At 72.0% G+C, this 13,821-nt stretch carries 11 protein-coding genes; 5 read left to right on the top strand and 6 right to left on the bottom strand.

Annotation, left to right across the window (positions count from 1 at the left end):
• Window positions 1-88 precede the first annotated feature (88 nt).
• From ABEB12_RS11185 to ABEB12_RS11175, 3 genes are read right to left on the bottom strand one after another with little or no spacing between them, the layout of a single operon-like run.
• Window positions 89-1,309 carry a cytochrome P450 gene (locus ABEB12_RS11185; protein ID WP_185061981.1) on the bottom strand — a complete coding sequence of 407 codons (1,221 nt, stop codon included), beginning with the start codon at window positions 1,307-1,309 and terminating at the stop codon, window positions 89-91.
• Window positions 1,306-2,913 carry a PEP-utilizing enzyme gene (locus ABEB12_RS11180; RefSeq protein ID WP_185061982.1) on the bottom strand — a complete coding sequence of 536 codons (1,608 nt, stop codon included), beginning with the start codon at window positions 2,911-2,913 and terminating at the stop codon, window positions 1,306-1,308. Before ABEB12_RS11180 ends, ABEB12_RS11185 begins: the two co-directional genes overlap by 4 nt.
• The gene (locus ABEB12_RS11175; protein ID WP_185061983.1) at window positions 2,903-3,937 is read right to left on the bottom strand and encodes a tyrosine protein kinase; all 1,035 of its coding nucleotides are present in this window, start codon (window positions 3,935-3,937) and stop codon (window positions 2,903-2,905) included. Before ABEB12_RS11175 ends, ABEB12_RS11180 begins: the two co-directional genes overlap by 11 nt.
• 88 nt (window positions 3,938-4,025) lie before the next feature.
• Here ABEB12_RS11175 and ABEB12_RS11170 point away from each other — a divergent pair, with 88 nt between their 5' ends.
• On the top strand, window positions 4,026-4,652 hold the full coding sequence (locus tag ABEB12_RS11170) for a TetR family transcriptional regulator C-terminal domain-containing protein (protein ID WP_185061984.1): 627 nt from the start codon (window positions 4,026-4,028) through the stop codon (window positions 4,650-4,652).
• 26 nt (window positions 4,653-4,678) lie between these two features.
• On the opposite strand, the gene ABEB12_RS11165 is transcribed toward ABEB12_RS11170, so the two are convergent.
• The gene (locus ABEB12_RS11165) at window positions 4,679-5,803 is read right to left on the bottom strand and encodes a GntR family transcriptional regulator (RefSeq protein WP_185061985.1); all 1,125 of its coding nucleotides are present in this window, start codon (window positions 5,801-5,803) and stop codon (window positions 4,679-4,681) included.
• A gap of 96 nt (window positions 5,804-5,899) precedes the next feature.
• On the opposite strand from ABEB12_RS11165, the gene ABEB12_RS11160 reads away from it, so the two are divergent.
• From ABEB12_RS11160 to ABEB12_RS11145, 4 genes are read left to right on the top strand one after another with little or no spacing between them, the layout of a single operon-like run.
• Entirely contained in the window at window positions 5,900-8,911 is a 3,012-nt protein-coding gene (locus ABEB12_RS11160; protein WP_185061986.1) for a glycoside hydrolase family 38 N-terminal domain-containing protein, read from the top strand.
• Window positions 8,908-10,263, top strand: coding sequence for an extracellular solute-binding protein (locus ABEB12_RS11155; protein ID WP_185061987.1), 1,356 nt, complete (start codon window positions 8,908-8,910; stop codon window positions 10,261-10,263). Before ABEB12_RS11160 ends, ABEB12_RS11155 begins: the two co-directional genes overlap by 4 nt.
• Entirely contained in the window at window positions 10,260-11,177 is a 918-nt protein-coding gene (locus tag ABEB12_RS11150) for a carbohydrate ABC transporter permease (RefSeq protein ID WP_345702743.1), read from the top strand. The genes ABEB12_RS11155 and ABEB12_RS11150 overlap by 4 nt, the downstream gene beginning before the upstream one ends.
• The gene (locus ABEB12_RS11145; RefSeq protein WP_185061988.1) at window positions 11,174-11,989 is read left to right on the top strand and encodes an ABC transporter permease subunit; all 816 of its coding nucleotides are present in this window, start codon (window positions 11,174-11,176) and stop codon (window positions 11,987-11,989) included. Before ABEB12_RS11150 ends, ABEB12_RS11145 begins: the two co-directional genes overlap by 4 nt.
• On the opposite strand, the gene ABEB12_RS11140 is transcribed toward ABEB12_RS11145, so the two are convergent.
• Window positions 11,909-12,589 carry a VTT domain-containing protein gene (locus tag ABEB12_RS11140; RefSeq protein ID WP_185061989.1) on the bottom strand — a complete coding sequence of 227 codons (681 nt, stop codon included), beginning with the start codon at window positions 12,587-12,589 and terminating at the stop codon, window positions 11,909-11,911. The two genes, ABEB12_RS11145 and ABEB12_RS11140, sit on opposite strands and share 81 nt — an antisense overlap.
• Window positions 12,579-13,811 (bottom strand): nucleotide disphospho-sugar-binding domain-containing protein, encoded by a 1,233-nt coding sequence (locus ABEB12_RS11135; RefSeq protein WP_185061990.1) that lies wholly within the window; start codon window positions 13,809-13,811, stop codon window positions 12,579-12,581. The genes ABEB12_RS11140 and ABEB12_RS11135 overlap by 11 nt, the downstream gene beginning before the upstream one ends.
• Between the last annotated feature and the right edge of the window lie 10 nt (window positions 13,812-13,821).

The following is a 13,821-nucleotide window of genomic DNA, read 5'->3' as shown; positions in this document are numbered from 1 at the left end:
GTTTCGCGGTGGACGACCCGGCTTGGGCCGTTCCGGTTGTGGCGCACCGGTAACTCAGCCTGGGTGCCGGACGCACGGGAGGGGTTCCTCAACGAGGCGTGACCACCACCGGCAGGGTGTCCAGCATGCGGTGCACCAGGTTCGGGTGGAACCGGGGGCGCTCCCCCGGCGCCGGTCGGACCTCGGGGAAGCGGCGCAGGAAGGTCCGCGTGGCGATGCGCGTCTCCGCCCTGGCCAGGGTGGCGCCGGGGCAGAGGTGCGGTCCCCGGCCGAACGCCAGATGCTCCTTGATGTTCTCCCGCCCGGCCCGGAAATCGCCGGGGCAGCCGAACCGGCGCTCGTCCCGGTTCGCGGAGGCGAACGCCACCAGCAGCCGGGTGTTCGCCGGGATGGTCACGCCGCCCAGCTCCACCTCCCGGGTGGTACGCCGGAACCAGGCCTGGATCGGGCTCTGCATGCGCAGCGTCTCCTCGATCACCGCATCCAGGAAGGCATCGTCGGCGCGCGCCCCGGCCAGGTCCTCCGGGTGGGCCAGCAGGTGGTGCATGGTCGTGCCGATCAGCCCGGCGCTGGTGCGGGAACCGGCCACCGGCAGGAAGCTCACGATGGACATCAGCTCCTCGTCGGCGATGGGGTCCTCGGCGTCCCGCTGCGCCTGTACCAGGTCGGAGAGCAGGTCGTCGGTGCGCCGTTCCCGCCGCTGGGCGATCTGCGCCTCGAAGTACCGCTCGGCGTCCACGTACTGGCCGATCAGCTCCAGGTCCTGTTCCTCGGTGACCTGCTCGCCCAGCCGCGCGAGCACCGCGTCGGACCACCCGTTGAACCGCGCCCGGTCCTCCCGGGCCACGCCGAGCGACTCGCCGATCACCATGACCGGCAGCTGCAACGCCACCTGTTGGGCGTAGTCGATCACGCCGGTGGGGTCCAGCCCGTCCATGATCTCGTCGCACAGCCGCTGCACCACGCCCTCCAGCTGGCGCACCCGGCGCACGGAGAAGCCCTTCTGCACCGCCGTTCGTACCCGCCGGTGCACCGGCGGGTCGGTGAACCCGAGCGTCGGCACCCAGCGGTAACCGCCCTCGGCCAGCGCGGCCTCCTTCTCCGGCGTGGCGGGCAGGAAGGACAGCCCGGTGCCGAACTCCAGCTCGCTGGAGAAGGTCTGGGGGTCGAGCACGATCCGGCTCACGTCCTCGTACCGGGTCACCAGGTACGCGTTCATGCCCGGGACCTCGAACGCCGGGGCGTGGTCGCGCAGCCCTCGGAAGAACTCCCACGGCTCCTCCAGCACCGCCGGGTCGAGTGCGGTCATGGCGCGGTCCCTTCGCTCGGCGCACGTTTCAGCAGCTCGACCGTGCCGGCGGTGCCGTCCACCCGGACCCGGTCGCCGGTGCGCAGCCGGTGACTGCCGGTGCGGGTGTTCACCACGCAGGGAATGCCCAGCTCGCGGGCAACCACGGCGGCGTGGCTGAGCTGGCCGCCGATGTCCACCACCAGCGCGCCGGACAGGAACATGATCGCCGCCCAGCTCGGGTCGGTGGTCGGCGTGACAAGCACCTCGCCCGGCTCGACGTCGGTGAACGACGGGTCGTGCACCACCCGGACCAGGCCTTCGGCCACTCCGGCGCTCACCCCGATGCCGTGCACCGTCTCCTCGTCCGCATCGTCCGACCCGCCCGCGCCGCCGGCCGGGGTGGTGGCCGGGACGCCCTGCCAGTTGCCCGGCAGCCGCAGCGCCGCGTACTCCCGGCCCCGGTCCCGCCGCCTGGTCACCAGCTCGCGCGCGTCGCCGGGCGGCCCGTCGGCCAGCTCGGCGACGGTGAGCTGGAAGGCGTCGTCCGGGGCGTCCAACCGGCCGTCGGCGGCGAGGTGCTCGCCCAACCGCCGCACGGCTCCCCTGGCCACGTCCAGCGACTGCAGGAACGACCGCTTGCCGACGCCGCGCAGCGGGATGGTGCGTTCCGCGTACCGCAGCAACAGTCGGGCGGCCGGCCGCTGGGCCGGCGGGAGCGCGGCCAGCACCTGGCGCCGCAGGTCGGGCAGCCGCTCGCGGGCGCGCTGCTCGCGCAGCACCGGGCTGTCCGAGTCGGGGCGCTCGGCGTACTCGGCGATCATCCGGGTCACCGGGGCCGGGTCCTCCCGCCAGACGTGGCTGGACGCCTCGCCCTCCAGCGGGCCGTGGAAGCCGTGGTTGGCCACCACCTGGTCCACCGTCCCGGCTCCCCGCGACGCCTGCCAGAGGTCGGTCACGATGGCCATCTCGGCCCCGCCGGTGCCGCTGAGCGCGCCGACGTCGCCAACCCCGGCCCGCTCGACCAGCTTGGTCAGCGCGACCAGCGTGGGCTGGACGGCCGCGAGCAGCGCGAGCGAGTGCCAGGTCAGCGAGTCGTCGAACCGGCGGACCGCGTCGCGGAGCAACTCGACGCAGGCGCCCGCGTCCAGCGAGGGCAGCCGCGCGATGCTGGCCCGCCACCAGGCGTCGATCTCCGGCGCGCGCCGGCGCACCCGGCCGGGCGCGATCAGTACGGACCGGGGCAGCTTGTAGGCGATCACCGGATAGCGGCGCCTGGTCGGCGCGAATGCCATGGTCTCCGGCACCCGGCCGAACATGTTCGCCACCACGTCCGGCCCGCTGGTGCCGGGCATCCGGTCGCCGATGGACGCCAGGTACTCCATGCGGATGGCGATCCGGCCGTGGAACGGGCGCACGATCAGCGGGAAGTCCCGCCGGTCACGGGCGGAGAACATGCCCATCAGGAAGGCCACCTCGCGGGGCATCCGGTCCCCGGTGGCGCCCCACATGCTCCAGCTCAGCGGGCTCAGCACGCCCGGCGCGGCCTCCCCCACGTTGTCCGTGGACCAGTGCTGGTCGGGTGCCCCCGGCCGGTGCAGGATGTCCCACGACTCACCGGCCATTGCGCCGCTGCTTCATCAGCCGGGCGAACTCGTCGTACCAGATGCCCTGGCAGGGGCCATAACCGACGGCGCCGTCGGCGTCGGTCCACCGGACCACGCTGTCCCAGGTGCCGGCGTTCGGCCAGGACGGGATGGCGGCCAGGCCCAGCGCCTCGCCGGTGAACCGGTAGGCCACGCCGGTCTCGTCGGTGGCCTCGATGGTCTGCCGCACGGGCGCGGGCACCACCGGGTGCAGCTCGTCCACCCGCCGCCACACCCGGGTCAGCTCGCGCAGCTCGCCGTCCACGCAGACCCAGGCGAAGTGGTGGCCGGGCGCGCCGGCCGGCGGGGACAGCTCGGGCTGCCACACCGGCGAGCTGTCCGGAGCCTCGAAGCCGACCTGGTTGAACGCCAACCGCCGGCCCGGGAAGTACACCGGTGTCCAGGCGATCGGCGGGCTGTGCCGGCCGCCGCGTTGCTCGGTGCGGCTCTGCCGCCAGGAGCGGTCGCGCGGCATGTGGCAGTCCACGTCGTAGCGCCGCCCGCGCAGCGTCAGCTCGCCGACGCAGTGCATGAACTGCTCGCTGCCCCCGGGCTGGTCACCGGCGTGCAGGTTCTCCCCGGGGATGACCGCGCCCCGGGCGACCAGCGGGGTCACCGCCGTGTGCAGCAGGTCGAACGAGGTGTCGCCGTCGTCGGACCGGTAGGTGGTGCGCGCCTTGTGCCCCAGCTCGAGGAACTCGATGCGGAACCCGTTGGCGGCGGTGATCGTCTGCCCGCTGACCTCCGGGTACGGCATGGCCATCTGCCAGTCCAGGAACTCCACGTCCAGGTGGGCCGAGTTGTCCAGGCCCTGGAAGATGATCACGCTGCCCTGGGTCAGCGGGAAGAACGGCTGGTAGCGAAGGTAGGTGAACGCGCCGATGCCCGCCTCGGGCACCTGGAAGCCGAAGTAGTGGGTGTGCACGGTGGCCGGCTCCCACGGGCCGCCGCCCGGCGTGACGCCGATCAGGTCCGTCTCCGGCTCGTGGACGGCCAACGCCATTCGGGGACCCGACCTCTCTGGGACCTGAAGTCCCACAAGCGAGACTCAAAGTGCGACCAACGGTATTGTGAGTACCAAGGAGGGTCAAGTGCCACTGAGCCCGGAGGACATCGAGGCCCGGCGGTTCGCCGCGCGCAAACGGGAGATCGTGGAGCGGGTGCTGCCGGTGGTGGAGCAGGGCCTCGGCGAGGACGGCAGCTACCTGAACCTGAAGTTGGACCGGATCCTGCACGGCGCCTCGCTGGCCAAGTCCACCTTCTACCGCTACTTCAAGGACAAGAACGAGCTGCTGCTGGCGCTGATCGACCCGGTGCTCGAGGACGTCCGGGTGGCCGCCACCCACCCGTTCGACCGGGGGTCGGCGCCCACGCTGGCCGAGCTGAGCGCCGACCTGCGGCGCAACTTCGACATCTACCGGCCGCACATTCCGCTGCTCAACGCGCTGGTGGAGATCTCCTACTCGGACCCGGCCATTCGCGCCCGCTTCCACCAGGGGTTCGCCGAGGTGCACCAGACCATCGGCCGGCACATCGCGGAGGGGCAACGCGCCGGGTTCGTGCGGGCCGAGGTGCACCCGGCCCAGACGGCCGCCTGGATCACCTGGATGGCCGAACGCGGCATGTCCCAGCTGGTAGCGAACGGCGACGCGGCCGAGCGCGACCGCCTCGCGGACAGCCTGGCCACCATGGTCTGGCACACCCTCTACGGCCGCTGAACCCGAACAGTCCGCCGGCCGGCGTATCAGGCCCGGACCGCGGCGCCGATCACGCCGAGGGTGTTCGGCCCCCGCTCCGCCACCTGCACCGTCGCCCGCAGGACCTCGTGCCGGATCGGGCCGGTGTCACCGCTGATCCGCCGGTGGATCAGCCGCGCCGCCCGCTCGCCCAGCTCGCGCGTCGGCAACCGCGCCGAGGCCACCGCCAACGGGGAGACCCCGTGCGGTGTCGACTGGTCCATCGCGGCCAGCTCCAACGTCCCGGGAAAGCCCGCTTCCATCTCCAGCAGGTCCGACACCACCAGCTCGAGGGTTGGGGCGTTGCCGCAGATCAGCGCGGTCAGGGGTTCGGCGGAGTCGAGCATAGCGCGCAACCGCGCGCGGCGGGCCGCCGGCTCCAGCTGGTCGTACACCCGCAGCGCGGTGCGCTCCGGCAGCTCGGGCAGGCCGCGCTCGCGCAGCGCCCGGTAGTGGCCGGCCTGCCGGTCCCGGACACTGGTCACCTCCGTCTCGCTCCACAGCACGCCGGGCGCCCGGTGGCCGCGGTCCAGCATCGCCGAGGTCACGTCGTAGCCGACCAGGAAGTCGTCGAAGATCACCGCGTCGGTCGGCAGGCCGGGCAGGTACCGGTCCACCAGCACCACGGCCACCCCGGCCCGGCGCAGCCGCTCCACCCCGTCGGCGGCCACCGACCCGTCCCTGGGGTAGAGCACCACGCCCGCCGAGCCGCCGTCCGCCGCCCGGCGCAGCAGCTCCTCCTCGTGGGCCACGGTCTCGCTCCGCTCGATGGCCAGCCGGTAGCCCAGCGCGCCGCTGGCCGTCACCAGGCCGCCCAGCATCTCGGTCTCGTGCCAGCCGCAGGGACCCGGGTTGATGAAGGTGAGCAGCCGGGCGTCGGTGGCGGCCGGCGCGGAGCGCTCCGCAACGAAGGTGCCCTTGCCCCGCCTCCGCACCACCAGCCCGTCGGCCACCAGCTCGTTCAGTGCACGCACCGCCGTGGTAGTGGAGACCCCGTACCGTTCGACGATCTCCCGCTGGGTGACGAACGGCTGGTCCGGGGAGAAGTCACCCCTGGTGATGGCGCCACGAAGCTCCCGCTTGACCCATTCGAACAAGCTCACGCCCGCCGGTGGCGAGATCGGCCGGTCCACCTCGCGCGCTCCCTTCCGCCCCTCAGCTCGAAGTATTGACGCATTAAAACGTTGAATATACGGTCGGCCGCACCAGGCCTCAACGAGGAGACCGCATTGCACGACGATCGTGTGCTGGTCGAGCGGCGGATCGCGCGGATCCTGCGCGAGCGGCTCCACCCTGCGGTATATCGGGAGACCGCTCCGCTGGAGGTGGAGGTCTGGCACCCCGCCGGGGAGCCGCCCGGGGTCGCCGACGCGCTGCACGCCAACTACCGCCCGTCGTCGGGGGACGAACGGTGGGGCCCGGCGTGGGGCACGAGTTGGTTCCACATCACCGGCACCGTCCCCGAGGGGTGGGCGGGGCAGGTGGTGGAGGCGATCGTCGACCTCGGGTTCGCCCCGGACCGCGCCGGCTTCTCCGCCGAGGGTCTGGTGCACCGGTCGGACGGCACCGCGGTCAAGGGCCTGAACCCGCGCAACATCTGGGTGCCCGTCGCGGACCCGGCCGGTGGCGGCGAGCCGGTCGACCTGTACGTCGAGGCGGCGGCCAACCCGGTGATCGAGGGCGTGGGAACCCGGCTGGGCGACGTGCGCACCGCCGACGACACCCCGCTGTACCGGGTGCGCACCATCGCGCTAGCCGTGTTCGACCGCCCGGTGTGGGAGCTGGTGCAGGACGTCGAGGTGCTGTGGCAGCTCATGCACGAGCTGGACCTGGGCAACCCGCGCCGGTGGAACCTGCTGCGCGCCCTGCAGCGCGCGCTGGACGACACCCTGGACCGCCAGGACATCTCCGGCACCGCCGAGGCCGCCCGTGCGGTCCTCGCGCCCCAGCTGGCCGCGCCGGCGAACGCCAGCGCCCACCGGGTCACCGCCATCGGGCACGCGCACATCGACTCGGCCTGGCTGTGGCCGCTGCGTGAAACGGTCCGCAAGGTGGCCCGCACCGCCGCCAACGTGACCGCGCTGATGGACACCCATCCCGGGTTCAAGTTCGCCATGTCCTCGGCGCAGCAGTGGGCGTGGATGGAGAAGCACCGCCCCGATGTGTGGGCGCGCATGCGGGAGAAGGTCGAGGCCGGGCAGTTCCTGCCGGTCGGCGGCATGTGGGTCGAGTCGGACACCAACATGCCGGGCGGCGAGGCGCTGGCCCGTCAGCTGGTGCACGGCAAGCGGTACTTCATCGACCAGCTGGGTGTGGAGACCGACGAGGTGTGGCTGCCCGACTCGTTCGGCTACACCGCCGCGCTGCCGCAGCTGGTCCGGCTGTCCGGCACCCGCTGGTTCCTCACCCAGAAGATCTCCTGGAGCCAGTTCAACAAGTTCCCGCACCACACCTTCTGGTGGGAGGGCCTGGACGGCACGCGGGTGTTCACCCACTTCCCGCCGGTGGACACCTACAACTCCGAGCTGTCCGGCGCCGAGCTGGCGCACGCGGTGCGCAACTTCGCCGACAAGGGGCTGGCCAACCGATCGCTGGTGCCGTTCGGCTTCGGCGACGGCGGCGGCGGGCCGACCCGCGAGATGCTGGCCCGTGCCGCCCGGCTGGGCGACCTCGAGAGCTCGCCCCGGGTGGAGATCGAGTCACCGGCCGAGTTCTTCGAGAAGGCGCACCAGGACTACCCGGAGGCGCCGGTCTGGGTGGGTGAGCTGTACCTGGAGCTGCACCGGGGCACCTACACCAGCCAGGCCAAGAACAAGCACGGCAACCGGCGGTGCGAGCACCTGCTCTACGAGGCCGAGCTCTGGGCGGCCACGGCGGCGGTGCGCACCGGCCACCCCTACCCCTACCGCGAGCTGGACCGGATCTGGAAGACGGTGCTCCTGCACCAGTTCCACGACATCCTGCCCGGGTCCTCCATCGCCTGGGTGCACCGGGAGAGCCGGGCCACCTACCTGCGGCTGTTCGACGAGCTCGACGCCATCGTGACCGCCGCGCAGCGGGCGCTGGCCGGCGATCCGACCGGCGGTGAGGTGGTGTTCAACGCCGCGCCGCACCACCGCGACGGCATCCCCGCCCACGGTGCCCGGCCGGCGGGCCCCGCGCCGGCACCGGCCGCGTGCAACCCGGGCGACGGCGGGTACGTGCTGGACAACGGCCTGGTGCGGGCCGTGGTGGACTCGCGCGGCCTGCTCACCTCCGTCCGCGACCTGCGGGCCAACCGCGAGGCACTGGCCCCCGGCTCGGCCGGCAACCTGCTCCAGCTGCACCCGGACCTGCCGGCCGACTGGGACGCCTGGGACGTGGACCACACCTACCGGCGCACGGTCACCGACCTCACCGGCCTGGAGAAGCTGTCCGAGGAAGAAGCCGCGGTCCGGGTGGTCCGCCGGTTCGGTGCCTCCAGCGTCACCCAGGTCATCTCGTTGCCCCCCGGCGTGGCCCGGGTGGACATCCGCACCGAGGTGGACTGGCACGAGTCGGAGACCTTCCTCAAGGTGGCGTTCCCGCTGGACCTGCGGGCCGAACGGTCGGCGGCGGAGACCCAGTTCGGGTACGTGTACCGGGCCACCGACACCAACACCAGCTGGGAAGCGGCCAAGTTCGAGATCTGTGCGCACCGGTTCCTACACGTCTCCGAGCCGAACTACGGCATCGCGGTGGTCAACGACGCCACCTACGGACACGACGTCACCCGCTCGGTGCACCCGGACGGCGGCACCACCACGACCGTTCGGCTGTCGCTGCTGCGCGCGCCCCGGTTTCCCGATCCGGAGACCGACCAGGGCCGCCACGAGATGTCGTTCTCCCTGGTACCCGGGGCAACGCTGGACGAGGCGACCCGCGAGGGCTACCGGCTCAACCTGCTGGAGCGGCGGCTGCCCGGCGACGCGGCCGTCCGGCCCCTGGTCCGGGTGGACCACGACGGCGTACCGGTGTCGGCGGTGAAGCTGGCCGATGACGGCTCCGGCGACGTGGTGGTGCGCCTGTACGAAGCGCTGGGCAACCGCGCCGAGGCCCGGCTCCGGCCCGGCTTCGCCACCGACGGCGTGGTGGTCACCGACCTGCTGGAACGCCCGCTGCCGGACGCCCCGGCGCTGTCGCTGGCCGAGGACGGCGTGGCGCTGTCGCTGCGGCCGTTCCAGATCCTCACCCTGCGGTTCTCCCGGACGGAGGCGAGATGAGCACCTCTCGGCGCGCCCTCGCGGTCCTGCTCGCCGGCCTGTTGGCCGCCGTGCTGGCCGCCTGTGGCGGTTCACCGGAGCGCGACCCGAACAAGGTCGTCGTGGTGTACAAGGAGTTCGGCGGCAACCCGGTGTACCGGCAGTTCCTCCTCGCCCGGAAGACCGAGTTCGAGCGGGCCAACCCCGGGGTCACCGTGGATCTGCAGCCGATCACCGCCTCGGATGCCGACTACCTGACCCGGCTGCAGCTGCAGATGCGCTCCCCGCGCACCTCCCCCGACCTGGTCTACGAGGACACCTTCCAGATCAACTCGGACATCGAGGCCGGCTACCTGTCGCCGCTGGACGACCGGCTGGCGGCCTGGCCGGACTGGGCCAGGTTCGCGGAGACCGCGAAGGGGGCCGGCAAGGCGTCGGACGGCAGGACCTACGGCGTGCCGGACGGCACGGACACCCGGGGGCTGTGGTTCAACAAGGAGATCTTCGCGCGCGCCGGGCTGCCCACCGACTGGCAGCCCAAGAGCTGGGACGACGTGTTGGCCGCCGCCCGGACGATCAAGGCCAAGGTGCCCGGGGTGATCCCACTGAACGTCTACGCCGGCAAGGTCGGCGAGTCCTCCTCCATCGAGGGCTTCCAGATGCTGCTCGCCGGCACCGGCGACACCCTCTACGACCAGGCCAGCAAGAAGTGGCTGGTGGGTAGCCGGGGCTTCACGGAGTCGCTCCAGTTCCTCAAGACGGTTTACGGGGAGGGCCTCGGCCCCACCCCACAGCAGGTGTTGGAGCCCAACTGGCGCTACCAGGTCGCCCAACGGCTGATGCCCAAGGGCGAGGTGGCGATCAGCCTGGACGGATCCTGGGTGTCCCTCAACTGGCTGCCCAGTGGCGCGGCGCCCTGGCCCGATTGGTCGAGGGTCCTGGGCACCGCCGCGATGCCCACGCAGCATGGGCAGGCGCCCGGGCGGGTCAGCATGTCCGGCGGGTGGACCTGGGCGATCCCGCGCAACGCCGGCAACCCGGACAAGGCGTGGGAGCTCGTGAAACTGCTCAGCGAGCAGCGGCATCATCTGGACTGGTGCATCATCAATGTGCAGATTCCGGTGCGCACCGACGTGGCGGCGGATCCGGCCTACACGAGCGCCAACCCGACCAACGGGTTCTTCGCCTCGCTGGTGCCGATCACCCACTACCGACCGGCCTACCCGCTGTATCCCCGCATCTCCAACGAGATCCAGGTGGCTACCGAGGCGATCGTCACCGGGACCGCCGACGTGGCCACCGCCGCGCGCAACTACGACAACCAGGTGAAGGTGATCGCCGGCGACGCGGTGCGGACCGCATCCGGGTCGTGACCACTCTCGCGGTCCGAGCGGGTGCCGGGACGGCGCGGCCCCGCTCGCCCGCGGCAAGCCTGCTGCGCGGGCTGCCCCTGCTGCCGGCGCTGCTGCTGATCGCCGCGTTCCTGGTCGGCCCGATCCTGTACTGCGTCTACTCGGCGTTCACCGACATGGCGCTGACCGGCGCCTCCGGCGTCGGGTTCGTCGGGCTGGACAACTTCACCCGGGCCTTCACCAGCGTGGACTTCGGCAACTCGGTGCTCTACACGGTGTTCTTCACCGTGGTCTCCGCGATCATCGGGCAGAACGTGCTCGGCATGGCGCTGGCGCTGCTCATGCGGGACGGGAACCGGGTCGCGCGGGCGCTGGTGAGCGCGGTGGTGATCGGCGCCTGGGTGCTGCCGGAGGTGGTCGCCGGGTACGTCTGGCTGGCCTTCTTCGGCGCCGACGGCACGCTCAACCAGCTGCTCGGCGCGCTGGGCCTGCCCGAGCAGAGCCTGCTGTTCACCACGCCCATCCTGGCCGTCTCGATCGCCAACATCTGGCGTGGCACCGCGTTCTCCATGCTGGTCTACTCGGCCGCGCTGTCCGAGGTTCCCCGGGAGATCGAGGAAGCCGCCGTGATGGACGGGGCGGGCCGCTGGCGGAAGCTGGTCTTCGTCACGCTGCCCATGGTGCGCCGGTCCATCGCCACCAACCTGATGTTGATCACGCTGCAGACGCTGTCCGTGTTCGGCCTGATCTGGACGATGACCAAGGGCGGGCCGAGCAACCGCAGCGCCACCATGCCGGTGTTCGCCTATCAGCAGGCGTTCCAGTTCTCCCAGCTCGGCTACGGCACCGCGCTGGCACTGTTGTTGTTGCTGGTCGGCGGGGTGTTCTCGGTGATCTACCTGCGCACCCTGCGGGTCGAGGACGGTCCGGCATGAGGCGGCCCCGGGGCGCGGTGAACGCCTCGCTGGTGCTGATCGCGGCCGGCTACCTGCTGCCGCTGGCCTGGTTGCTGGTGTCGGCGTTCAACCGGACCGCCGGGACGGCCATCGCCTGGCCCGAGCCGTGGTCGCTGGACAATTTCCGGGCCATCCTGACCCCGGAAATCACCTACCGCCCGATGCTGAACGGGCTGCTGCTGTGCGGCGCCGCCACGGTGATCACCCTGGTCTGCTCGGTCCTGGCCGCCTATCCGCTGTCCCGCTACCGCTCGCGGCTCAAGCGACCCTTCCTGCTCACCGTGCTGTTCATGACCGGGCTGCCGATCACCGCCATCATGGTGCCGGTGTACGGCCTGTTCGTGCAGGTCAACCTGATCGACACGCTGCTCGGCACGATCCTGTTCATGGCCACCACGGCGCTGCCCATCGCCATCTGGCTGGCCAAGAACTTCATGGACGCGGTGCCCCTCGAGCTGGAGGAAGCGGCGTGGACGGACGGCTCGTCCCGCATGCAGGCGTTGTACCGGGTGGTACTGCCGCTGATGTGGCCCGGCTTGGCCGTGGTCGCGCTGTACACGTTCATCGGGCTGTGGGGGAACTTCTTCGTGCCGTTCGTGCTGCTGCTCTCGAACGACCACTTCCCGGCCTCGGTCACCATCTACACGTTCTTCACCCAGTACGCGCAGGTGGCCTACGGGCAGCTGGCGGCGTTCTCGCTGCTGTACGCGCTACCCGCGGTGCTGCTCTACCTCGTGCTCTCCCGCCGGCTGAGCGGGGCCTTCACCCTCGGCGGGGCGGTCAAGGGCTGACGCCCGCCGGCTGGCCCGGCGCTTCACGTAGCTGACCGAGACCAGCCCGCACACCACCGCCGCGACCAGGCCCACCCAGGAGAACCGCTTCAGCCACTGCTCGGCCACGATCCCCAGGTAGTAGATCACCGCCGTGGTGCCGCCGGCCCACACGATGCCGCCGGTGGCGTTGGCCACCAGGAACCGGCCGTAGCGCATGCGCAGCGCCCCGGCCAGCGGCCCGGCCAGGATGCGCAGCAGCGCGATGAACCGGCCGAAGAACACCGCCCACACGCCCCACCGCTGGAACGACCGCTCGGCGGCCGCCAGGTGCGCCGGCCCGAGGTGCTTGGGGAACCGTCGGCCCAGGCGTTCCAGCAGCGGCCGGCCGCCCCGGCGCCCGATGGTGTAGCCGATGGTGTCCCCGACGATGGCACCGGTGCTCGCCGCGACCGCAACCCAGAGCGGCGGCACCACGTGCTGCGCCGCCAGGAGTGCGGCGCTGACCAGCACGATCTCCCCCGGCAACGGGATGCCCAGGCTCTCCAGCCCGATCACGACGCCGACCACCGCGACGATCGCCAGCGGCGGGATGGCGTGTAACCACTGCTCAACCACCACGCGTGCGTCCTCCCAGCGTCCCGGTGGCCATGGCCGCCGCCACCCGTTCCACGACGGACGCCGGGCTCGGCTGTGCCGCCATCTCGGCGCTGACCTCCCGCGCCGCCGCCGCGAACGCCGGCTCGGTGAGCAACCGGTCCACCAGCTCGCGGACGGAGGACACGGTAGCGGTCGCCGGATCGGCGGACAGCCCCACACCCCGGTCGGCCACCCGCTCCGCCGCCATCGAGTTGTCGGCGAAGCCGGGCAGGACCAGCTGGGGCACGCCGTAGCCCAGCGGCGCGGCGGTGGTTCCGGAGCCTCCGTGGTGCACGATCAGCGAGCAGCTGGGCAGGAACGCGGACAGCGCCAGGAAGCCCACCGACCGCACGTTGTCCGGAATGGGCGCGCCGAGTGAGGCCAGGTCGGCCGGCCGCGCGGCCAGCACCACCTCGACGTCCAGCTCGCCGAGCGCGGCCAGCATCACCTCCAGCGAGCCGGTGCCCATCATCGTGGGGACCACGGTGCCCAGAGTCACGCACACCCTCGGCCGCTCCGGCCGGCGCAGCGCCCAATCCGGCACGGCGGCGCCGCCGTTGTACGGCACGAAGCGCATCGGCCACCACGGCACGCCGTCCCTCGGGTCCGGCTCGTCGCCGTGGATGCCGCCCATGCTGGGCGCTCGCGGGTCGATCCGGGCGATCAGCTCGGGCGGTCCTTCGGGCAGGCCCAGCTTGGCCCGCATCCGGGCGACCAGCTCGTTCCCGCCCAACGGGTCGTGGTCGTGCTGGAACGCCACGTCCCGCATGGACCAGGTGACCCGGTTGCCCACCTCCAGGCCCGGCACGCCCAGCGCGATCGCCGTCAGCGCGCCGAGCACGTGGTCCGAGGTGTAGACCACCAGGTCGGCGCCGAAGGCGCGGGCGGCGGCGACGGTGCCCTCGGTCATGGTCAGCAGGAACAGGCCGAACGGGTTGCGGTCCTTGACGGCCAGCCGCATCTCCTCGGACGCGTCGGCGTCCTTCAGCTGGAGATCGCCGGTGATCGCCCGCATCAGCTCGTCCCACACGTCCCGGTCGGGCTGCACGTCGTACATCGGCAGGCCGCTGTGTGCGCCGACCTCCACCATCTCCGAGGAGGTGGCGACCAGCACCTCGTGCCCGGCCGCCCGCGCCGCCCAGACCAACGGGACCACCGGCAGCATCAACCCGTGGCCGGGGGCCACCGCGAACAGGATTTTCACGGCGCACACA

The sequence above is a fragment of the Actinospineispora eucalypti genome (genome assembly GCF_039543365.1).
GTDB classification, from domain to species: Bacteria; Actinomycetota; Actinomycetes; order Mycobacteriales; family Pseudonocardiaceae; genus Pseudonocardia; species Pseudonocardia eucalypti.
Note: the sequence above shows the minus strand (reverse complement) of the source record. Positions and strands in the feature narration are given on the sequence as shown.